Here is a 23673-nt window from a genome sequence, read left to right as displayed (position 1 = left end):
CCTGATATGCACCGTCAGGACCATATGCTTCCATAGCCAATGGAACACTTTCTACAGATGATTTTATAATTTTCTGTGACAATTTCGGATTTTTTTCATAAATGGCTAATGCTCCCATTACCAGACCAGCATTACATACCTGATTCCAGTTATTCGTCCTTTTATAGAAACCATTATATCTGTCGTTTTTGGCATGAGTAAAGCCTTTCTCTATAATAGCTTTTTCTATCAAATCCAAAGTTTCTTTTGAAAGAGCATCATATAGCCAATCGTAACCTATAGAAACAGCCATTAACATATCTGCGACATCTAAAAAATGTTGCGGATTCCAATCTTTGAATTTACATACAGTTATTAATTCTTTTTCTGCTCTTTTCAAATATCTCTCATTATTTGTCAATCTATAAGCATATGAAAGATAAAAAACACGTTGAAAAGCTAAATTAGATTTAGCCAGCAGTCTTTTTCCCTGTAAAACATGTTCTACAGGAGGCTCATTTATAGCCTTATTACAATAATCTATAATCGCATTATGTACTAAAGCCATATTAACATCCTCATTAATCATTTTTTCTATTTTTTTTTCTTCATCTGCCTTTAATAGTAAACGCGGATGAGAAGCTATATTATCTTGAGAAAAAACATTAACAGATGATACTATAGTAATAATTGTCAGTAATAATCTTTGTAAAAGCATATTCATATCATATAATAGTTAAACAATCATTCTTTTACAGTAACTTTAAATTTAAATATATCATTTGATGACAAATCAGCCGTAAAACCAACTCTTACAGTTCCTGGGTTATCCTGATCATAATGATGGACAGGTTTATTATCCCATATTTTCAGATTAATATCTATAGGCGCTTCAACGTGAAATCTCATCTTTTTTCCATTTTTAGATAATTCTATTATATTATCCTTTATTATTTTAGCCTGAGCAGATGTAACCATTGTCCACATTATTTCTGCATTATTGTCATTTGTTTGAATTTCATCAATAATATTTAAATCATCATTTCTATCAAGATATACACTTCGTAAGACATTATTTACATCATCACCATACAACGATGTCATATCTATTTTAGCGCCTTTATAATCTGATTTTTGGTAAGTTTCAATAAATTCAGGATTGCCTGTTACCAAATGTTTTTTACCATTTATAGTGATTGTAGTATGACCTGTATTTCCCAAACGGAATACATCCCAACGTTGACCATTTTGTGAGCTATTCCATAAATCAACACCTTCTTTTTCCAATGTATAATATGATTGAAGTCCAAGATCTATAGCCCACCTTTCACCTTTTTTTTCATATACAAAAGATCCGGAATCCATATGTCCATGTGGTATTGATGGTGAACCTGCAACCACACCTAAATAAGAATCGGTTTTATTAGACCAACCACTTCTATATATAAATACTGGTTTAATGCCTTTTCCTGAAAAAAATTTTCCTTTTGGTTCTTTTAAATTAGCTAAATCAATATCTTTAGAAAAAATTAAAATATTTGGCAATAAACGATCTATATCATTGCCAGTATATTTATTCAATCTTTTCAAATAATAACATTCATACCATAGCAATGATGTATCTTTGTTTTTTGATGCAAACCAATACATAGCCTGATTCAAATCAATTTTTCTACCAGAATCACAAAAATTATAACACCATCCAGATGGAGCAGTCATATATAACATAAAATAAGGTGACTTCAAGAAACCATAATTGTCAGACAATCCAAAGTCTGTCCCTAAAGCACTCTCCATTGCAGCCAACATAGTAACTTGAAATCCTGTTCCATATCCCCAATAAGAGAATCCTTCCGGATATATTCCATCAGGAGAATAACTCTCCATAGCCAAAGGAACAGTCTTAACAGCTTTATCTATTATATAATCTGACTTTTCTTTTTCTTCTTCATATATAGCTAAAGCAGCTAAAACCAAACCTGCATTACAAACTTGATTCCAATTATTTGTTCTATCATAGAAACCTCCTATCTCTGCAGTATTAAAAGCTTTCTCAACTATCGCTTTTCTTAACTTCATTTTAACATTTTCAGATAAGTAATCGTAAAGCCAATCATAGCCTATTGCTACAGCCATTGCCATTTCACCAACATCTAAATAATGAGAAGGATTCCAATCCTGAAAATTACACACAGCTAGCAACTCTTGTTTTGCACGCTCTGCATACTTTATATTTTTTGTCATTCTATAAGAATATGATAGAAAATATATTCGTTGTAATGCAATTCTAGAAACAGCCAACAAACGTTTACCCTGCTTTATCCTATTAACAGGAGACTCGCCAATAGTTTTATCAGAATATTTTATTATATAATCATGAACTGTTTTCATCTGTTCATGCTCAATTATCATCATCTTTATTCTGTTTTCTTCGTCTCTTTTCAATAAAAGTCTAGGATGACTTTCTATTGGAAATAAATTATTCACAAAACAAACGAAAATAAATAAAAAAATAAATCTAAACATAATTATTTAATAGTTTCCAATAAAACTTTAAATTCATAATTTGTATTAATTGCAGCTTCATCTATTTCAAATCCAACTCTACAAGTTCCAGGATTATCTTGATCATAATCATGCAATTCATTAGTATCTGTTTTATTATTTCCCCAAATCATTAACTTATAATCTACTTTAGGAGTGATATTAACTGTTAAAGACATTTCATGACCATTTTTAAACAATACTATACCGTTTCCATCAATCCTAGCATCTGTTTGAGAAACCATTTGCCATCTTATTTTTGCATGCTTGCTATTTGTTAAGACACTATCAATAACAATTAAGTCGTTATTACGATTTAAAATTATTTTTCTAATAGCTTTATTTAAGTTATTTGAGAAAAGAGAAGACAAATCTAATTTTGCACCTTTTTCTTCTGCTGTCTCGAATGTCTGAATTATTTGGGGAGCTCCATTTACATTTGGCTTGTCATCATTTATTATTAAAGTAGAATGTCCTCTATTCCCTAAACGAAATACATCCCAACGCTGCCCTGTTTGTGAATAATTCCACAAATCAACACCTTTGCTCTCTAGAGTTGAATATGATTGAAGCCCTAATTCATGAGCCCACCTAACCTGATTTTTCTCAAATAAAAATGATCCTGCATCCATATGTCCATGTGAAACATTTGCAGCACCGCCTACAATTCCCAAATAAACATCATCTTTACTATTCCATCCACCCCTATATATATAAATAGGTTTAACCCCTTCACTAATCCAATAATTACGTTTAGGACTAGACATATTATTTAGATCTATATTTTTTGAAAGAATCAACACATTTGGCAATAATCTATCTACATCATTTTTCAAATATTTGTCCAGATTCAGCAAATGAGAATATTCATGAAATAATAATGATTCATCTTTTAATTTGGAAGCAAACCAAAACATTGCAGACTCTAAATTAACCCCCGTTCCAGAATCTCCATAATTATAACAAAATCCTGTAGGAGTCATCATAAGTAACATAAAATAGGGTGAATGCATAAAATTAATATTATTACACATTCCATAGTCATTAGATAAAGCAGTTAGAAGAGCCTCTATCATAGTTACTTGGAAACCAGTTCCACCACCCCAATAAGTATATCCTTCAGGATAGGCTCCATCTGGTTCAAAGACTTTCATTCCATAATTATTAATAGATTCCAAACTTTTATTTATTGTTTCCTGGGCCATTTGCGGTTGATCCTCATAAATAGCCAAGGCACCTATTATTAATCCAGAATTACAAAATTGGTTCCAATTTGATTCTGAATTATAAAACCAACTATTCTTTGTATTTCTTGCTGGTAATATACCTTTTTCTATTATAGCGTTTCTAATTTTTTTTCTTATTTCACCTGGTAAATAATCATATAACCAATCATATCCGATTGCAACTCCAGTTATCATTTCCGCAATATCCAAAAAATGTTGAGGATTCCAATCTTTAAAATTACATACAGACAATAACTCTTTTTTTGCACGTTCGGCATATTTTTTATCTTCTGTCATCCTATACGTATATGACAAAAAATAAATACGTCTCAATGCTTCCCTAGAAACCGCTAAAAGCCTTTTACCTTCCAAAACTCTCTCTACAGGCTCTAAATCTAATATTTTATCTGATGAATTCAATATATATTGATGTACATTATTAAATTCTTCAGAATTATTTATTAATTGCTTTATATTTTTCTCTTCCCCTTCTTTTAACAATATTCTTGGATGTGAGACTATTTTAACTGTATCTATATCCTGTTTATCACCATTATTATTAAACGTATCATCATTACATGACATACTTAAAATTATAAAGAAAAAAAGAAAAAAATTAAAAACCTTCATATACATATTACTATAAAAAAAACAATTAAAAAGTCCTATAATAAAACAAAGGCTACAAATAAATTATTTATAGCCTTTGTTTTATTATAAAATTTAATAAGCCCACCCTTCTCTTCTTGTAAGATTTGGATTCTTTTGAATTTCAGTCAAAGGAGCGGACCAAGGCCACATATAATCCTCATAATACCAACGTTCTTGAACGATATCACCCCACCAAGATTTACCTCCATTCTCATTCTTTCCTTGAAATTTTGATTCTTTTAACGTACCCCATCTTATTTCATCAAAGAAATTAATAGCCTCAACAGGAAATTCTACCCTTTTCTCATAACGTATCCTTTCAAGCATATCATCCTTACCATTAACTCCATTAGGTCCAGAACCTCCATTAGTCAAAGATGGCATATTAGCACGACTACGAACTTGATTTACCAAATTTATAGCGCCATCAATATCATTCAACTCTGTTAATGCCTCTGCCAATTGTAATAATACATCAGTATATCTAATTAAAGGCCAATCTGTTTCACAATGATCTCTGTCTACTATTGCTCCCTTTTCAAACTCATTATACTTTTTATACATATAAAAAGCAGATGTTCTCTTGTCAAGCCACAAATCACCTCCATCACCACCTTGAGAAATAGCAGGCCATCTTAGCTCTTTACCTTTCTGAACATTATTATTATTATAGTTAGGTCTATAACAATCTATTGGTTCATAAGGAGTTGCAATAGTCTGTTTCAAGCGTGGATCTCTATTATCATATGCTTTTTTAATACGCTCTTCATTACCATCATTCAAATAATACTTATCATATACATCCTGTCCAATTCTATTTATTACTGCTTTTTTCCATTTAGGATCCAAAGTTTCCAGCCCATTTCTACAGAAGAAAACCTCCCTCTGTTTTACTGTTAGTTTATTCCAATCTTCTAACCCTGGAACTTCCTCCCAATTAAATTTACTACCATCACTATTTTGATAATAGTCAACAAAATCAACAGAAGGTTTTATCTCAGTCCAACTATCATAATTATCACGAGCACCTACCATATGTACAATATTATCACAAAATCCAGTCTCAGCATCAAACTGAACGGTAAAGATCATTTCTGGATTTTTTTCATTTTTTTTCGTGAAAAGATCTATATACTTTCCTTGATATAAACTATAACCACAATCTTTCACTTTATTAAAGTCTTTAACTGCTTCGGAATACATTTTTTTCCACATATAAACCATTCCTCTTAAAGCATAAGCAGCACCTTTTGACGGATGACCATAATTTTCTTTTAATGTATTATCTGGGAAATTCTCATTTTCAATACAAAACTTCAGATCATCTAAGACATAGTTCCACACCTCTTCTGCTGAAGATTGTCCTTTTGTACACTCTGCATTAGATATAGGCTCTAAATAAACTGGAACTCCTTGATACAACATATTTAGACGATGATATGACCATGCTCTCAAAAAACGAGCCTCACAATAATACCTTTCAAGCGTATTCTTGTCTAAACCTGCTTTATGAAGATTTGCTATAGCATCATTACATGCATGAATTATGGTATAGCAGAACTGCCATTCCCTTTTAATTTGAAAATCATTAGCACCCTTAGTTGCATTAGTCAACAAAGTTGAAGGACTACTATTTGAATAATAAGCTGTTTGAAAGCTCAAAGATTCTATCCCTTGTCTATTTAAGCCAGATTCTTGACGCCCAAGCTGCGTATTGCCTAAATCCCTACAATAGAATTCATCCATCAAACCATTCATACCTCTTTGGGCTAAATCAGGTGAAGTCCACATCGTTCCACTAGAAATTTGATTATGAGGATTTAAGTCCAAATCTACACACGAACTAAACACACTACAATAAATTGTAGCCATTAATAAATATTTTTTCATATATAACCTCCTAGTTTAATTAAAATGACGCCTGCAGGCCAAAAGTAACTTGAGTCATCAAAGGATATTTAATATCAACACCAGCTTCAGGATCTTGTCCTGGATAATTTGTTATTGTAAGAATATTATCCATTGAAACGAACAAACGAAGTTTACTCAAAAGAATTTTATTTATATACCTTTTAGGTAATGAATAACCCAATTGAATATTTTTCAATTTTAAATAATCTCCACGATACTCATACCAGGTACTTGTAATTGTATTATCATAACCCGTACCAAAAGTATATCTTGGATATTTACCATTAATATTCGTTCTAGGATCATCTGGTTTATCTGGATCATAGAAATAATGATCATCGGCTACATGAAGTGCCAAAGCCTGACCATGTGAAGCTATAGATCTGTTCCATACATTATTCCAATTTAAATGAAAACCTAATGCAGCAACCCATAACATAGAAAAGTCTATACCTTTCCATTCAAATGAAGCATTCAGTCCAGCATTTACAGCAGGAATATTTGAATGACCAGTAAAAGCAAAATCATTTCCATCTCCATAATTACCATCACCGTTTATATCTTGGTAAATTAAATCTCCATACCATAGTTTATCTTTACCAACTGAATTCTTGCCATTAAATTTATAACCAGCATCCATCATTGCTTTAACCCATTCCATATCAGCTTCAGTTCTTATCATTCCATCCTTTGGACCAGCATTAGGATCAACAGTTCCTTCTCCTGAATATCCTGCACCTGTACCATTGTACGGAAATCTCATTGAAGTCTCTCCTAATTCATGGCCTTCACAAATAAGACCACCAAATCCCCCCTGTGTTACTTCACCTTTATTTGTAAAATATTGATCCTTATTACCATCTTTATCATATGTCCAATATTCCTCTAATTTTCCCTTAAATTTCATTACCTTATTTTTATTGAAACCCCAATTAGTTGTAACAGAGAAAGAAAAATCTTCACCAATTTTATCATTATATGTTAAACTAAACTCAATTCCTCTATTTCTTATCTCTGCTAAATTCTGAGTAGATGCTCCAATAGTACCCATAGTTAAATATAAAGAAGGCTTATACAAAATACCATCAGTATATTTATTATAAACATCTAATGATCCAGATAATTTATTTCCCCATAATCCAAAATCTATACCTAAATTTGTAGTAGTTGTTCTTTCCCATTGAAGCAATGAATTCGACAACGTTGTTTGTGCTATACCTTTAACTGGATTACCTCCAATTACAACATTCACAGGAGAATAAAGAGCCTGCCAATCATAATTTCCAGAAGCATTATTACCCATTTGTCCCCACGAAGCACGAATCTTTAAATTGGACAAATTACTAAACTTTTTCATAAATTTCTCTTCAGAAATTCTCCAACCAGCAGATAATGATGGGAAATAACCATATCTGCTTTCTTTTGCAAACCTAGAAGAACCATCTATTCTCAAATTTGCCTCAAATAAATAACGGTCCTTAAATACATAATTAGCACGACCAAAATAAGAACGTAAAGCCCACTCACCAAAACCGCTTCCAGAATTTATCAACAACTCATAAGTTGACAATTCATTAAGAGTCCAATCTGTTGCTCCTTGTTTCTGCACATTAAAATTACTTGACTCATAATGAGTTGTTGTATATCCAAACAAAATTCCTAAATCATGATCTGAATTATTAAAATCAGTATTATATCTAGCCAACAGTTCAGTATTTACTGTTAATGATTTATTAGTAGAATTTGTAATTTTAGCATTTTCCAAAGAAGTAGTAGAATGAGCCTCATTTGTATTATAGTTCCAATCACCATTAGGACGACCATAACTAGATTTATAACCAAAACCAGCTACCATATTTGCTTTAGCTTCAATTGACAATCCCTTAAATGGAGTTATAGCGCCATAAAATGTTCCATTTATATTATAATTCTTATCATAACCATCAGAACCATACATAGAACGCATAATATTATTGGCACCAATAGACTCTTCAGCTTCATTAGCTATCATCCCCCATTTATCAGGTTCTCCAACAAATATTCCAGGAGTTGTAATATATAAATATTTAAAAGCATTGTCAATATTAGCCATTCCTTTATCCTTATATTGTCCAAAAATACGTGTTCCCACTTTTAGCCAATTGAAAGGATCAGCCTCAACATTTGCGCGAAAATTCATTTTTTTAATTCCTGAATTAACACCATAAGCAGAAATCACTCCTCTATTATCTAAATATCCAGCAGACACTAAATATCTTACTTTTTTACTTCCTCCAGAAATAGACAAATTATGCTCTTGTGAGAATCCAGTAGAAAATAATTCATCAAACCAATTGGTGTTAGGGTACACCATATAATTCGGTAATCCATTATCCGCTAATCCATAAGGATTTTGCGCTGCTTCAGCCCATTTTTCTATATTATAATCAGAAAATATTCTATTTGTTCCTATATTATCACAAGCCTCATTTACAAGTGACATATATCTTGAATAATCATTTACAGTTTCAATATTAGTATATGCCTTCTGAACTATACCTGAAAAGCTATAATTTACCGTAGTTTTTTCCTCTGAACCATTTTTTGTTGTTACAAGTATTACACCATTAGCTGCACGAGATCCATAAATAGCTGTTGATCCTGCATCTTTTAATACAGAAATAGAAGCTATATCATTAGGATTTAAAGAGCCTAAATCACATTCCATACCATCAACAATAACCAAAGGAGCGTTGGAATTCAATGACGTATTACCGCGTACACGAATAGTAGCATTATCATCACCCGGTCGTCCTGATCCTTGAGTAACCTGAAGGCCAGCAGACATACCTGCTAGTGATGTACCAACATTAATAATAGGTCGCTTATCTACTTGTGAGGCATAATCTATAGACGATACTGCACCAGTAAGATTTACTTTCTTTTGTACACCGTATCCAACTACAACAACTTCCTCAAGTAATTCTGAATCTTCTTTCATTTTAACAGATAAAAGCTTACCAGAAGTAGCCTTAATGGTTTGTGTCTGGTAACCAACATACGAAATTTCAAGTTCCCCATTACGTGATACATTCAAAGAGAAATTTCCATCAAAATCACTTACCGTACCATTGGTAGTTCCTTTCTCTAATATAGTTGCTCCAATAATTGGTTCTCCGTTATTATCGGTTATTTTTCCAATTACTTTATTATCCTCACTTTTTACCTGTTTAACCACCGGCTGTGCTTTCCTTAAAACAATCTTTTTACCCTGAATTTCATAGTCTAGACCTTGTTGTCCCTTTAATATCTGTTTAATTACTTCCTCTATTGATGCATCACTGACTGATACCGATATACGCTTACTGGTATTTACATCTTTCGATGAAAATACAAATGAATATCCTGTGTCCTTCTTTACGCGCTCCATTGCCTCTTTCACTGTTACATTATTGATTTTCAGTGAAATATCTTGAGAATATGCAGATAAATTTAGGCAAAGCGCTGCCGAGGCTACTAACATAGCCTTACTGAAATATCTCATAATTAAATGGTTTTAGATTTAAACTTTTATAATTTATTTTTCTGAATGGTATAGAATTACTAGATTTGCAATCTATAATTGATGGTGTCTTTCATAAGGTATCTGATTTTATTGAGGAGGATGTGGCCGCATTCTCCTTTATTTTTTACAGACACCCAAATTTATTAACTGGTAGATGTCGTCATAGGCTATAATATTTTTAGGTTATACATAAAGTTAATAATTCTCCAAATATCAATATACTACATACCTATTGTTTTCGTATTTATATTTCATTCTGTTAGTTGATGATATTGTTTCCAATATTTTCTCAATTGAATTGCCTACAATCCTGAAACTGCCATAAAAACGTTGATTTTTCAACGAATCGGCAACTTCTATTTTTACATTAAAACTTCTGGACAACTGTTTGGCTATATCTTCCAATAATAGTTCATCAAAATACAACTCATCTTTTGTCCATAAATTGGAATTGGATGTATTTATCTTGGTTTTTACCATACGGCCTGTTTCTTTAGAAAGAATTACTTTCTCATTAGGCGACATATATACATCTGCAGAAGCAACCAACTCATTTCTCAACTTCACCTTTCCTTCAAGAAGGTTTACTACGACTTCTTCATCATCTTCATAATTTCTGAAATTAAATTTAGTACCCAAAACTGTCAAATCCAATTCTTTTGTACTTATTTCAAATGGTACCTCCTCATTCCTCTTAACCTCAAAATAACCTTCTCCTTCAAGAGTCAGATCTCTATTATCAACACCAAACCCCTGTGAGTAGGTAATTTTTGAACCGGCGTTAAGCCAAACCAATGTACCGTCAGGAAGGTAAAGTTTGGTACGTGCCCCCATTGGCGCTTCTACCACTATATCAGAAAATCCGCTCTTAACAGTTTCCATACCGCCCCAATAACCGGCAAGTGGAAGTAATATAATAAGTATTGCTGCTGCCACACGATAGAAGATCTTCAAGCTGCGCGATTTTGTAAAGCGTTGCTTCTGTTCTTCTGCTATAGTAGCTTTTTCAATGCGGTTCTTAAATCTTTCGAAAGCTTTTTCCTTATCGAAAGAAGTCATACCGCCTGCCACTCCTGATGAAAACCATATTTCTATCTTGTTTCTTACATAAAGACTGTTCTCTGACGACTCCTTACTCCAGGCAACAAGAGTCTTCAAAGACTGAGTATCTATATTTCCTGTAAGATACATAGATATCAGATTATCTATTTCTTCTTTATGTATTTCTTTTCTTTCCATATATTTTATTGGTGGCTTTATAGGTTAGACAAAATAATAGATTTATAGGGTAGTGGAAAAATGAACTTTTTTTCATTTTTCTATAAAAATATATATCAGAATAAGTTTCAGATATTCCGCAAGATGAGTATTAAGATATGCTAATGCGTTCTTAATGTGATATTTAACCGTATTGACAGAGATATTCAATTCTTTAGCGATTTCTTCATATTTTTTTTGTTCAAAACGGCTTTTCTTGAAAACTTTACGACATTCATCTGGCAATGAATTGATACAATGCATCAACTCTTCTTCCAATTCCTGTTCTATCAGGGTTCCCAAAGGATGATTTTCATCGGCAAAAAGTGTATCGAGAAATTCCAGATTATCATCAGAGAGATAGGTGGAAAAGCTGTGTTCTGTACGGTGTGACAATGAATTCAGTTCGTTAAGACAACGGTTGCGTACAGATCTCATCAAATATGCGCGGATAGTATGTGTGATTTCAATATCCGCACGGTGTTCCCAAAGATAGAAAATGGCATCATCCACTATCTCTTCGGCCAAAGAAGTATCATTTAATATCTGATTTGCAAAGCGACATAGGAGTGTATAATAGCGGTCAAATATATGTTTGAACGCCTTTTCATCTCCTTGTCTAAGTCTTTCCAAAATCAGTTCTTCCATAATATTAAAAATTTTTAATCAGACAAATGTACAAAAAATGTTTTACCATTAACCATCAAAAGAAAAAAATATAAAAAAATTAGGATATGCACAAATAGCACATCCTAATTTTAAAATCAATATATATCTATATGTTTTTTGAATTAATTATAACTGTCTACCAAAGAAATAACCTTTAACTGATCCTTGAATACAGACAGAGACAAATCTGTCTTAACATTAACAGTTACTTCTTTTCCTGGTAGCAAGTCAAAATAGTTATCTTCGAAGAAATTGTCTATTCCGGACAGTGACATGAATACTCCACGGGCAAAGACATCTGATTTCAAAGTAACATCATATCCGCCTTCTGCCTTCTTTGCATTCCAAGAAATATCAGCTTTCTCATAATTCATATCTTTCTGTTCGGCTGCATAAGCTACATTGGTATAAGTTTTATCTTTAGTCTTGAATTCTGTATAAATTATCACATCGTTCTTTGACTTGCCTCCCAATACATCATTTATTGCAGATTCAAACACAAGTTCCGAACCGTTTACAGGAGTTTTCAATGACATTGACTTATCATAAACCACATTGCCTTTCATATCCATCACCTTAAGTGAGAAGGTTCCGTTTACTGCTTTCAGATAATCTGATACGATATGAACGGTAAGTTTATCATCTAAAACTACAGGAGATACAAGAATCATATCATATGCTTTCTTTGCAAAATAATGCTGGGCTTTCCAGCGTCCATAATAGTCACGGCTTGCCCATGAAGCTACAGGCCAACAGTCATTGTGCTGCCAGAACAAAGAGCCCATGCAGTAAGGCATATCCCTACGGTGTGCTTCCATTGCTGTCTTTATGGCATCGCCCTGAAGAATCATACCTACATACAGGAAGTGTTCAAAATCCTTTGGTTCATTATAGCTCTTGAGCATATATTCCTTTATACGGTTGTTGGCAAATGAACCGCCGCGCTGATGCGACATCATTACTTCCGAATTAATATCATGGTCTCTCTTTTCCGGAGCATAAAGCTTCACTGATTCATATTCAGGGAACGACTGGAATCCGTATTCAGAAAAGAAACGGCTGCGCTCTGTATTATATTGTGATATAGGATGATTTCCATGCCATACCCCCCAGTAATGAGAATCACCGTTCACTCCGTCCGATTTACCTTCAGGATAAGCCATTGGCGATGAGCCTCTATATCCAGTTCCGCTTCCATACTCTTCTACAACTTCAGGAAGAAGCTTAAAATAAAGTTTGTAGAAATCGTTCCATAACCTGTCGGCATATCCATTGCCCATAGCCTCGTATTTACGCTTCCAACCCCATCCGAACCATGCATCCAGATTTTCATTGTTACCGCACCACAGGGCAATACATGGATGATTTCTCAAACGACGAACGTTATCTATAGCCTCCTGACGTACATTTTCCATAAAAGCGTCATCACCAGGATATAGCGAGCAGGCAAACATAAAGTCCTGCCAAACCAGAATACCGTGTTCGTCGCATAAATCATAGAAGATATCATTTTCATAGATACCTCCTCCCCAAATACGAAGCATGTTCATATTAGCATTCTTGGCATCCAATATTGTACGTTCGTACTTTTCATCAGTCACTCTTGGAAGGAAGTTATCACTAGGAATATAATTAGCACCTTTCATAAAGACCGGCTTTCCATTTAGCTCAAAGTATAGAGTTGTTCCGGCCTCATCTTTATCTTCCACCACTCTCAATGATCTGATACCTATTCTATCATCAACCGAATCCTTAGTTCCGTCACTCATTGCCACTGTAGTGGTAAAATCATACAAGTACGGATCACCCAATCCGTTTGTCCACCAAAGTTTTGGATTCTTTATGGTGTAATCCAAAGTGACCTTATTCATACCCTTTACAAGGTCAACCTTTTTCTGGGATACCACCTTCCCGTCGGCTTTTACAGATACAACAGCTCCGGAAGCATCATCATCGGAAATAATTTCTACTACTGACGAGAGACTGGCTGAAACTGAATTTACTTTATTCTGGATAAGTTGTACGTTTTCTATCCTTACATCATTCCATGCTTCAAGATAAACAGGTCTCCATATACCAGAAGTAACCAATCGTGGCCCCCAGTCCCAACCGTAATGATAGCCTGCCTTACGGGCAAAGATACCGATTTTTCTGTCCAGCAGGCCTCCGTTTTCAGACTGGTCATTTCCGGACTCCAACTGATAAGGAAGAGCTTCCCATTTTGGCATATCTATTTTTATAGGTGAATGGAAATAGACTCTTAATTTATTGTCGCCTTTCTTCAGTATTCCTTTTACATCGACGCTCCATTCCCTGAACATATTGTCGGCTTTAAGAATCAATGAGTCGTTTAGATATACATCGGCGTATGTGTCAAGGCCTTTAAACACAAGACACTGATTTGATGAGTTCAAGACCTTATCTTCTCCGATAATAACAGTTTCGTATATCCAGTCTTCCTTATCCACCCATTGGACAGCCCTTTCATTCAATCTGAAAAAAGGATCGTCTATTATTGCATTGTCCATCAAATCGGTATGAACAACTCCTGGCACAGTGGCATCGTACCAGTTATTCAGTCTTGCCTGTCTGAATTTCCAGCCTTCATTAATATTCTGTCGATAAACATCGGCATACAGATTATTACCTGAAACGACAGCCTGAAGTATTAAAGCTGCAACTAGATTATTTTTTAGAAATCCCATAGTATTATATTTTAATGAATGAAAAATTTAAAATTATAACAAGAGTTTACCCTCCTCTCTCCCTATACTTCTGAGGAGACATCCCTACCTGCTTCTTGAAGAATGTTCCGAAACTGGAAGGATTAGGGAAATTAAACTCATCGGATATTTCCTGCACTGTTTTGTTCGTACTGTCAAGCATTGCCATCGATTTACGGATTATAGCTTTGAATACCAATTCCTGAACTGTATATCCACAGACGGCTTTCGAAAGTCCGGAAAGATACTTCGGAGAAAGAAACAGTTTGTCGGCATAGAACTCAACTCCGCGTTCTGACATGAAATAACGGTCGATAAGTTGGATGAGACGGAGAAATATTTCCGTACGTCTTGCTCCTACAGAATTTCCGGAAAGGAATCTCTTCTGAAATACGGAACAAAGACGATATGTAAGAGACAATAAAAGAAGGCGCTTTTCGTAAACAGGGAAAAAGTCATCCTGTTCCGGCTGTTCTGTTCCGATGAGTGATATATATCCTGCCACATCATCTTCATCGCCGGTATTCCATACACAATGTGTTTCCGGCGACATCTGGGAGTAGAGGTGCACGGAATAAACCATATTCCCGAGAACATCACGTATTGGCGACACCTTATATATAATGATACTTATTTCCAGATTTTCAGACTGACCGGTTATTCGAAAAAAAGAACCTTCATGGATGAAAACGGTCTCACCCGTTTGTGCCGCATAACATTTACCGGAAAGATTGAAATCAAACTTACCGGTATGGCATACAATCAGACCTATACCGAAATTGACGAATCCCTTTTTCATACTTTCCGGAAAATCAAAAACCGGTCCGCCCGATGAACATACATCAGACTGACCGGATATTTTTTCTTCCAGCTTTATTAATCTTTCAGAACTGTTTATCATAAGCCTTTTATTAGTTGACAAGGTATCAGTTACGAGTTGACAAGGTTTCCTTTCATATATAAAAACCTTTGTATTAACTTGTCAACTGAAGCCTTGTATCTAAACAACGGCTAAGTTAGTAAAATTACAGGACTTAGCGGAAAAAATTCACGCTAAGCCGATAATTTCCTCTTGCGATATGGATAAACAAGAACGAAAAGCATTGAAATCATACATCCGTAGAATGTCCAGCCGGACATTTCCTTCACAGCCGAGAGTGTAGCCTGAACCTGTACCTTACCCTTTGTGGATATGGCTGCCATGTTCTCTGCTTCGGTTTCACTCTTACCCTGATAACGCATTCCTCGTACTGTCTGGTCGTACGAAGCGGCATTCTGTGCTTCTACCCTATCTACGTCATGTGCGAAACGTGTGATGTAATGTTGCTGGCGATGCTGAAGCACGTTGGTATAAAGTGAAGTACCAATACATGGTCCTAAAATCATACGTACAGAAAGCATTATACAAATCCAAGTGGACATATATTTGTATGGCATACGCTGATTGGCATGTACAGCGGCAAGAGAATATAACAGCATCATCCCTGTGGAACGGATTATCACCGGATATTTCATCCTCTCATATAGTCCTGCTGTCTGTACTTCGAAATACATGAACAGTGCCGACATTCCTATCAGAAGAAATCCCATTCCGAAAAGGTATTTCAATTTCACTCCTTTTGAACCCAATACTATGGCTATCACCGCTCCTATGAAATATCCCAATATACTCCAGTTGCCTAGGGCGGCGTTCTGCCAGTTGTCAATCTTCATGCCTACTCCGGTGAAGACATTTACAAACATTGAACTGGTGTTGAATATCATCAGCAGAAGAAAGAGTACAATACCCATATTGATGGTACGCAAACGGAACACTTCCATCATGAAATACGGCGAACGTCCGGAAGATTCCATATAGAAGAAGGCTGCACCGAACACCACGGCAAGCACTGTGGAACGGACTATTGTAGGATCGGAATACCAGTCGAGAGTCTTACCGTAAACCAGTACATAGACTATACAGGTCATCATAGCGCTGAAAACTGCTACACTTCCGAACTTGCGGAAATTGATAGGGAAACGTCGGCTGTTATAGCTATGATAAGGCATTGTCACCATTATAATAAGTATGGCTGCAAGTGTCATTCCCATCATATAGTAATACACGTCCTGCCACTGATATTCGTATGCCAGCCATGCAGTGAGCGATGTTCCTATCTGCCCGAGTATCATGAAGAAGAGGTAGATAATAGGCATACTTTTGCTTTTTTCTGCATCAAGGGCATCCCAACCTTCTTCCGTGGTCGGTTCCATTCCGGGAGTGATATTCCTTGTAGCTTCCATTCCGAAAGCGTATTTTATCAGGGTAAAGAGATTCACCATCATGAGCACCATACGGAGGAAACCCATGATAAGGCTGCACAATGCAAGAAGGAAGATACTGTCGGTGACAGCACACACATAACTGAGGATGTACAAGAGTGAGAAACCCACCACGCACATTATCTTCTCACGGCGGATACATACCAGCTGATAGAAGAATGGAGCGAAAGCTGCCATACCTATTGAGGTGACGAACCCTACGAACTGGATATGTTCCGACTGGATTCCCAGTCCACTTGTCATCTCACCGCTGTTGGCAGTATATACTCCGCCCACAGTCAGTATCGGGATGAAAAGCAGTATCAGCAGGATGATACCTACAGGTTTGGGAACCCAATTATAGAATGGATAATTTCTTTGCATATATATAGTTTTTAGGAGACGAGTTGACAAGTTGACGAGTTGACAAGGTTTAGCTTTACTGACCGTCGGTTCCGTCCGGATGGAGAACCTTCTAACAACTTGTAACTAAAGCCTTGTTAACTAAAATCATAATTTTGCTTTCACAATAACCATCATTCCGGCAGCAAGACGTTCATTGTCTTCCTTGCTCAGCCCTTCGAAATCTATTCTTACAGGAACACGCTGACGTATCTTCACAAAGTTTCCGGCTGAATTGTCGGTTGGAACGAGTGAGTATTTTGAACCTGTGGCACCGGATATGGCTGTAATCTTTCCTTTGAATTCCTTGTCGCTGATAGCATCTACCGTAAGTGTAACCTCCTGACCTATATGAAGGTTTTCCACCTGTGTTTCCTTATAGTTGGCTATCACCCATTTCTGTGTATCAGGCAATATATAGGTTATGGTCTGTCCGGCAGAAATGAACTGTCCTTCCTCTATGGCACGGCGTCCCAACTGTCCGTCGCATGGTGCTGTAACCACTGTATATGAAAGATTAAGTTTTGCCATTTCAAGTGCAGCCTGTGCGCGCTGTATGGCAGCTTCCATGTTCTGACGACGGGTTGATACTTCGTTCACTCCAGACATTGCTGCTTCCTGCTGGCGTTTCAATGCCACGAGTTTTTTCTTAGTCGCCTCATATTCTGTCTCTATCTGCTCGAGCTGGATAGGTGTGGCAGCATTTCTCTGAAGAAGGTTTTCGTAACGTTTGCGATCTTTGTCCAGTTTAGCCAGACGGATTTCCACTTCGGAGATTGAAGCCTCATAAACCGAAGCGGAAGCCTTTGTGGTCTGGAGCGTCTGACCTATAACTGATGCTCCTGCCATGGCATCTTTCAGTGCAGCCTCCGCTTCCATCACACGGATACGGTATTCACGGTCGTCGAGAACCATCAGTGTGTCGCCTTTCTTCACAGTCTGATGTTCTGTGAAATACACCTTCTTTATATATCCCGAAGCACGGAGGTTTACCGGCGAGATGTATTGTTCTATCTGTGCGTCATTGCTTGTTTCGTTCAACTTGTAGCTGAAGAACATTACTCCAATCTGATAAAGCCCTATCAGGAGGATTATAATTCCGAATGTACTTGCCAGCATCTGGCGGCGGCGTTGTTTTCTGAGTTTTGCAGCTTGTTGCTCAAGTGTATTTTTCTTTATATCAAGTTCTTTTGTTTCCATATCGTTTTTTATTTGAAGTTATTTATATAGGTGACAAGTTAACGAGTTGACAAGTTAACAAGGAGAGAACCTTCTAACAACTTGTAACTGAAACCTTGTTTACTATTATTTTAATAATGTCTCAAGTTTTCCTGTAAGTTTCAGCATCGTAAGATTATTCACGCGGTAGTTGTAATGTGCTGTCACATAATTGTTCTGTGCCTCACTCATACGCATTTCGTCCTGAAGTACTTCTGTCATTGACGCCACTCCTTCACGATAGCGGTCGGAAGTCACTTCGTAAACATCCTCTGCCAACAGGTAGTTGTCTTTCTGCTTGGTGAAATTGCGGCGGCTGTTCATAAGATCATTAGTGGCGTTCAAATACTGTGTTCTGAAACTTTTCAAGGCATTGTCATACGACAGTTTTGCATTTTCAATGTCAAGTTTCGCCTTTCTTATCTTCGAACGTTTGTCAAGTCCGTCGAATATCGGCACTCTCAATGTCAGGCCTATACCTGATGAGTTATACCATTTGCTTGACGGTCCGTCATGAAACCAGTTCTTCGCCTTATCGGTGAATGCAGAATACATGAAACTTCCGGTAAGCGACAACGAAGGAATATATCCCTGCGAAATCATTTTCTTCTGTTTCTCAGCCAGCGTACTTTGTTTCTTAAGCAATTCCAGTTCCGGCTGACCTTCGTACAGACCGCTCATTTCTACAGGAATGATGCTTTCAGTATCCACCGGAGTGAGTGTGATGTCTGTTTCAGCAGGATAGTCTATCACATATTTCAGCATGTTGATTTGTTGTGTGAGCATTGCCACGGCATTATCATACTGCACCTGAAGGTTTTCAAGATTGATATTTACACGCTTCACATCCACTTCCATTGCCATACCATTGTCGAAGAAAGCTGTGGTAATATCCCTCAGTTCTTCCAGACGGGTGATGTTTTCTTTCACTATGGAAATCTGCTCGGCTGTACTCTGTCCCAGATAATACATCTTTGTGATTTGCATTATCAGATCCTCGCGTGCCTTGTCGTAAGATAGGGTGTTTATTTCGTCCATCATCTTGGTAACCGACATGGCTGTATAGATGGTCTGGTTGTAGAGAGGCATCTGAAGTTGCAGTCCTGCCGATGCGTTATACTGCAACGTCTTTGTCACGTTGTAAGGATTACCGTATGCCGAGCCGTCGGTAACTGAAACGGGAGGGTTAAAATTGTCGTTGAATGATGCCACAGCATTGATTTGTGGTAGAAGCTTGGAACGGTTCTCCGAAATGCTGTGCTTTCCTTTGATAATTTCGTTGCGCTTGGACTGCAGTGTGAGGTTATTCTCAATACCTATCTGCAGACATTCTTCCAGCGTCAACACCTGCTGCGCTCCAAGAGGAAAAAGCGAACAGGCAAAAGCAAAATTGAGTAATAGTCTTTTCATATCGTTTTTCTTGTTTATCCGGCGCAAAGTTAGGATGTTACGCTCAGATAATCGCTACGATATTTTCGCTTTGACTGTTCATATTTTCCCTTTAAAACGAAACTGTCAGATGGGAATTTAATATACACTAAAAATCAATGCAATCAAGCCTCAAAAAAAACGTGCGCACATTCGATTCAAAACGGACGCACGTTCGACCTGAAATGGACGCACGTTTTACCTGAAACTTGCGCACGTTTTTTTAATGGTCAAAAATGGTTATAATTCAGCTTTTTTCAATCGCAAACTGTTAGTAACAACACTTACACTGCTCATCGCCATGGCAGCACTGGCTATCATCGGATTTAAAAGAAAACCGTTTATAGGATATAGGACACCTGCCGCTACAGGGACACCTATTAAATTATATATAAACGCCCAGAACAGGTTCTGGCGGATAGTACGCACAGTATGACGCGAAAGGCTTATAGTGTCTGCAATCTTCTCCAGATTAGATGAAATGATAGTCACCTTTGCAACATCCATGGCGATATCGCTACCTTTACCCATGGCAATACTCAAATCAGCCTCAGCAAGGGCGGCACTGTCGTTTATACCGTCGCCTGCCATTGCCACTACACTTCCCTGAGAACGGAGTGTCATGATAAACTCAGCCTTCTGCTGTGGAGTGACTTCCGACTTATAGTCGTCCACTCCCGACAATCCTGCCATATAACGTGCAGGAGCATCGGCATCTCCGGTAAGCATTACTACTTTTATACCCATACTCTTCAGTCTGGATATTGCCGCAGCGGACGATTCTTTCATCTTGTCAGTTATGGCACACAGGCACAATACCTTTTCATTATCGGCAAACCATATCACTGTCTTACCCTGCGCGGCAAGTGTTGATGCTTTTTCTTCCATATCAGAAGGTATAACAATTCCGCAGGATGAAATCAAACGTCTGTTTCCTGCAATATATGTTTTCCCGTCGCTAATACCTTTTACTCCCTGACCTGTTATGCTTTCAAAACCTGTAATTTCAGCCGGCTCTGTTCCTATACTTTGAACAACAGCCATAGCCAACGGGTGTTCTGAGTGTTTCTCCAGTCCGCACAATATACTTTTGGCATCATCTGTCCCGTTTACCCACATCCAGTCTGTAACCACCGGTTTGCCTTCGGTGATAGTTCCTGTTTTGTCAAGAACTACAGTATCAACATTGCGGGCTATCTCCAGACTGTCGGCATCCTTAATCAGTATTCCCATCTCGGCTCCTTTACCTATACCGACCATAATGGCTGTTGGTGTGGCAAGTCCCAAAGCACACGGACAGGCTACAACCAGCACTGTAACAGCAGCTAGAAAACCATGGGTAAGTCCACTTTCAGAATCCAGAGATACCCAAAGAACGAATGAAAGTAAAGCTATTGATATGATAATAGGGACGAATATTCCTGCCACTTTATCTACAAGTTTCTGGACGGGCGCCTTGCTTCCCTGAGCATCCTGAACCATTTTGATAATTTGAGCCAGAACAGTCTCACTACCGACTTTCTCAGCCAAAAATCTGAAACTTCCCTTCTGGTTGATAGTTCCGGCATAAACCTTTGAGCCTTTCTCTTTCAGTACGGCAACAGGTTCTCCGCTCAGCATACTTTCGTCAACGTATGACGAACCGAAAACTACAGTACCATCTACTGCTATACGCTCACCTGGCTTCACCACTACTGTATCACCAACCATAAGCATGTCAATATCTGTCTCCATCTCCGTACCGTTCCGCATCACTGTCACCTTTTTAGGCTGGAGTCCCATAAGTTTCTTTATCGCTTCGGCTGTATTTCCCTTTGCCCTATCCTCCAATGTACGTCCCAAAAGGATAAAGGCTACTATCATAGATGCCGCTTCGAAATATACATGAGGGGTTATTCCATGACGTAGAAGATAGTCCGGGAAGAACATATTGAACAGACTGAAAAGAAAGGATATACCGGTGCTCAATGCTACGAGTGTATCCATATTTGCGCCACCTTTCGTGAGAAGTTTGAAGGCATTGACGAAAAATCCGTTTCCCAGTCCGAAAACAACTACAGCAGAAAGTACTGCCATTATATGTGAGGCATATGGCATATCGTGAAAGAACATTGCTATCACCGATACAGGAAGAGCAAGGAGTATGGCTAGAAGAGTCTTTATCTTCAATATCTTGTAATGATTTTTGCGTGCTTCCTCCGCTTCTTTCTGCACCTCTTTCTTTTCTTCAATAATAAGGTCGAAGCCTATTTTACGGACAGCTTCCTTCAATTGTTCCGGAGTACATTCGTCAGGATTGTACTCCACAGTAGCCATTGCAGCCGCAAGATTAACAGATGCGCTTATTATTCCGGGTTGCTTGTTCAATGTCTTGTCAACACGGGCCGAACATCCTGCACAACTCATTCCAACTACAGGAAAACTCTTTTTTACGGTTTTCATTGTTTCTATCATTTTTTATACGGATGCAAAGGTATTGATTTTTAAAGACATTATCAGAAAGACAGACTGAGTCATGAAATGAATAGTATTTTTTAACTATTAGCATGACCTATTATCAACGGAATTGCTTAATTTTGAAAATACGAACTTTAAAACTATAGACATTATGAATACTAATCCAGTTTTCAGTCTGAACATTCCTACCAAACTGATGTTCGGATGTGGCGAAATAAAGAATCTTGCCACTGAGCAACTTCCAGGAAAGAAAGCCATGATTGTTATCTCAGCAGGTTCATCAATGCGCAAATACGGTTATTTGGACAAGGTTATAGAACTGCTTAAAGAAAACGATGTGGATTCAATAGTATATGACAAGATACTTCCTAACCCTATAAAAGACCATGTAATGGAAGGGGCAGCCATATGCCGCGAAATGAAATGTGACATGCTTATCGGACTTGGAGGCGGAAGTTCCATTGATTCTGCCAAAGCCATAGCAGTAATGGCATGCAACGATGGCGATTATTGGGATTACATCCAGAGCGGTTCGGGTAAAGGACGTCCTGTAAAAGGTGCATTGCCTGTCATTGCCATACCTACAACAGCAGGTACAGGTACAGAGGTTGACCCGTGGACTGTAATAACAAATACAGAAAAAACAGAGAAAATAGGTTTCGGATGTCAATGCACTTTCCCTAAACTGTCAATAGTGGATCCTGAAATGATGCTTTCTGTTCCACCACAGCTGACTGCTTATCAGGGATTCGACGCTTTCTTCCATGCTTCGGAAGGATTTATTGCAAACTGCGCTACACCTATCAGCGACCTTTATGCACTGGAAGCCGTGAGACTTCTCTATAAATATCTGCCTGTTGCAGTAAAAGACGGACGCAATCTAAAAGCAAGAGCCAAAGTGGCTTGGGGTAGCACTCTAGCAGGACTGGTGGAAGCTACATCAAGATGTGTATCGCAACATGCATTGGAACATGCCATGAGTGCAAAATATCCTGAACTTCCACACGGTGCAGGACTTATCGCACTGAGTGATGCTTATTTCGAGACATTCAAGAATGACTGCATGAAACGCTATATGAAAATGGCGGAAGTAATGACTCAGAAAAAGAGTAACAGACCGAGCGACTTCCTAGAAGCACTTGCTCTGATGAAAAAAGAATGCGGAATGGACAACCTGAAGCTTAGCGACTGGGGCATGAAACCGGAAGATCTGCCTGACATGGTTACCAACGCAAGAGACATAGCCGGAGGATTCTACCGCTTCGATGTCCGCCCACTTACAGACGAGGAAGTTCTGGAAATATATAAGAAATCGTACAAATAAAAAAAACTTTCACAATATCTCCAATACCGATTATGGGAT

The 23673-nt window shown here is 37.2% G+C and carries 14 protein-coding genes; 1 reads left to right on the top strand and 13 read right to left on the bottom strand.

What is annotated here, in order from left to right; genetic code table 11:
* The 13 genes from NW213_RS04270 to NW213_RS04210 all read right to left on the bottom strand — a co-directional run.
* The coding region (locus NW213_RS04270; protein WP_258321938.1) for a DUF4962 domain-containing protein at positions 1-703 on the bottom strand (703 nt) is incomplete at its 3' end.
* 20 nt (positions 704-723) lie between these two features.
* A complete protein-coding gene (locus NW213_RS04265; protein WP_154043336.1) occupies positions 724-2505 on the bottom strand; it encodes a heparinase II/III family protein in 1782 nt (593 codons plus the stop codon).
* A 2-nt stretch (positions 2506-2507) separates the two neighbouring features.
* A complete protein-coding gene (locus tag NW213_RS04260) occupies positions 2508-4379 on the bottom strand; it encodes a heparinase II/III family protein (protein ID WP_258321937.1) in 1872 nt (623 codons plus the stop codon).
* Between the two features lie 93 nt (positions 4380-4472).
* Positions 4473-6290 (bottom strand): RagB/SusD family nutrient uptake outer membrane protein, encoded by a 1818-nt coding sequence (locus NW213_RS04255; protein ID WP_204393090.1) that lies wholly within the window; start codon positions 6288-6290, stop codon positions 4473-4475.
* A 19-nt stretch (positions 6291-6309) separates the two neighbouring features.
* The gene (locus tag NW213_RS04250) at positions 6310-9834 is read right to left on the bottom strand and encodes a TonB-dependent receptor (protein ID WP_258321936.1); all 3525 of its coding nucleotides are present in this window, start codon (positions 9832-9834) and stop codon (positions 6310-6312) included.
* A gap of 234 nt (positions 9835-10068) precedes the next feature.
* Positions 10069-11094 (bottom strand): FecR family protein, encoded by a 1026-nt coding sequence (locus NW213_RS04245; RefSeq protein ID WP_258321935.1) that lies wholly within the window; start codon positions 11092-11094, stop codon positions 10069-10071.
* Positions 11095-11166: 72 nt separating this feature from the next.
* A complete protein-coding gene (locus NW213_RS04240) occupies positions 11167-11760 on the bottom strand; it encodes an RNA polymerase sigma-70 factor (RefSeq protein WP_258321934.1) in 594 nt (197 codons plus the stop codon).
* A 143-nt stretch (positions 11761-11903) separates the two neighbouring features.
* The gene (locus tag NW213_RS04235) at positions 11904-14486 is read right to left on the bottom strand and encodes a glycoside hydrolase family 2 protein (protein ID WP_258321933.1); all 2583 of its coding nucleotides are present in this window, start codon (positions 14484-14486) and stop codon (positions 11904-11906) included.
* 46 nt (positions 14487-14532) lie between these two features.
* Positions 14533-15405: an AraC family transcriptional regulator gene (locus NW213_RS04230; protein WP_204393100.1), complete on the bottom strand. Its 873-nt coding sequence runs from the start codon at positions 15403-15405 to the stop codon at positions 14533-14535.
* A gap of 152 nt (positions 15406-15557) precedes the next feature.
* Positions 15558-17189, bottom strand: coding sequence for an MFS transporter (locus NW213_RS04225; protein WP_258321932.1), 1632 nt, complete (start codon positions 17187-17189; stop codon positions 15558-15560).
* A 126-nt stretch (positions 17190-17315) separates the two neighbouring features.
* A complete protein-coding gene (locus tag NW213_RS04220; protein ID WP_258321931.1) occupies positions 17316-18407 on the bottom strand; it encodes an HlyD family secretion protein in 1092 nt (363 codons plus the stop codon).
* Between the two features lie 105 nt (positions 18408-18512).
* On the bottom strand, positions 18513-19835 hold the full coding sequence (locus NW213_RS04215) for a TolC family protein (RefSeq protein ID WP_258321930.1): 1323 nt from the start codon (positions 19833-19835) through the stop codon (positions 18513-18515).
* A gap of 258 nt (positions 19836-20093) precedes the next feature.
* A complete protein-coding gene (locus tag NW213_RS04210) occupies positions 20094-22304 on the bottom strand; it encodes a heavy metal translocating P-type ATPase (protein ID WP_375338109.1) in 2211 nt (736 codons plus the stop codon).
* A 157-nt stretch (positions 22305-22461) separates the two neighbouring features.
* Here NW213_RS04210 and NW213_RS04205 point away from each other — a divergent pair, with 157 nt between their 5' ends.
* Complete coding sequence (locus tag NW213_RS04205; protein WP_258321928.1) at positions 22462-23634, top strand: iron-containing alcohol dehydrogenase; 1173 nt, start codon at positions 22462-22464, stop codon at positions 23632-23634.
* The last annotated feature ends 39 nt before the right edge of the window (positions 23635-23673 follow it).

It is taken from the genome of Bacteroides sp. ET336 (assembly GCF_024733815.1).
In the GTDB taxonomy this organism is placed as follows: domain Bacteria; phylum Bacteroidota; class Bacteroidia; order Bacteroidales; family Bacteroidaceae; genus Phocaeicola; species Phocaeicola cellulolyticus.
Note: the sequence above shows the minus strand (reverse complement) of the source record. Positions and strands in the feature narration are given on the sequence as shown.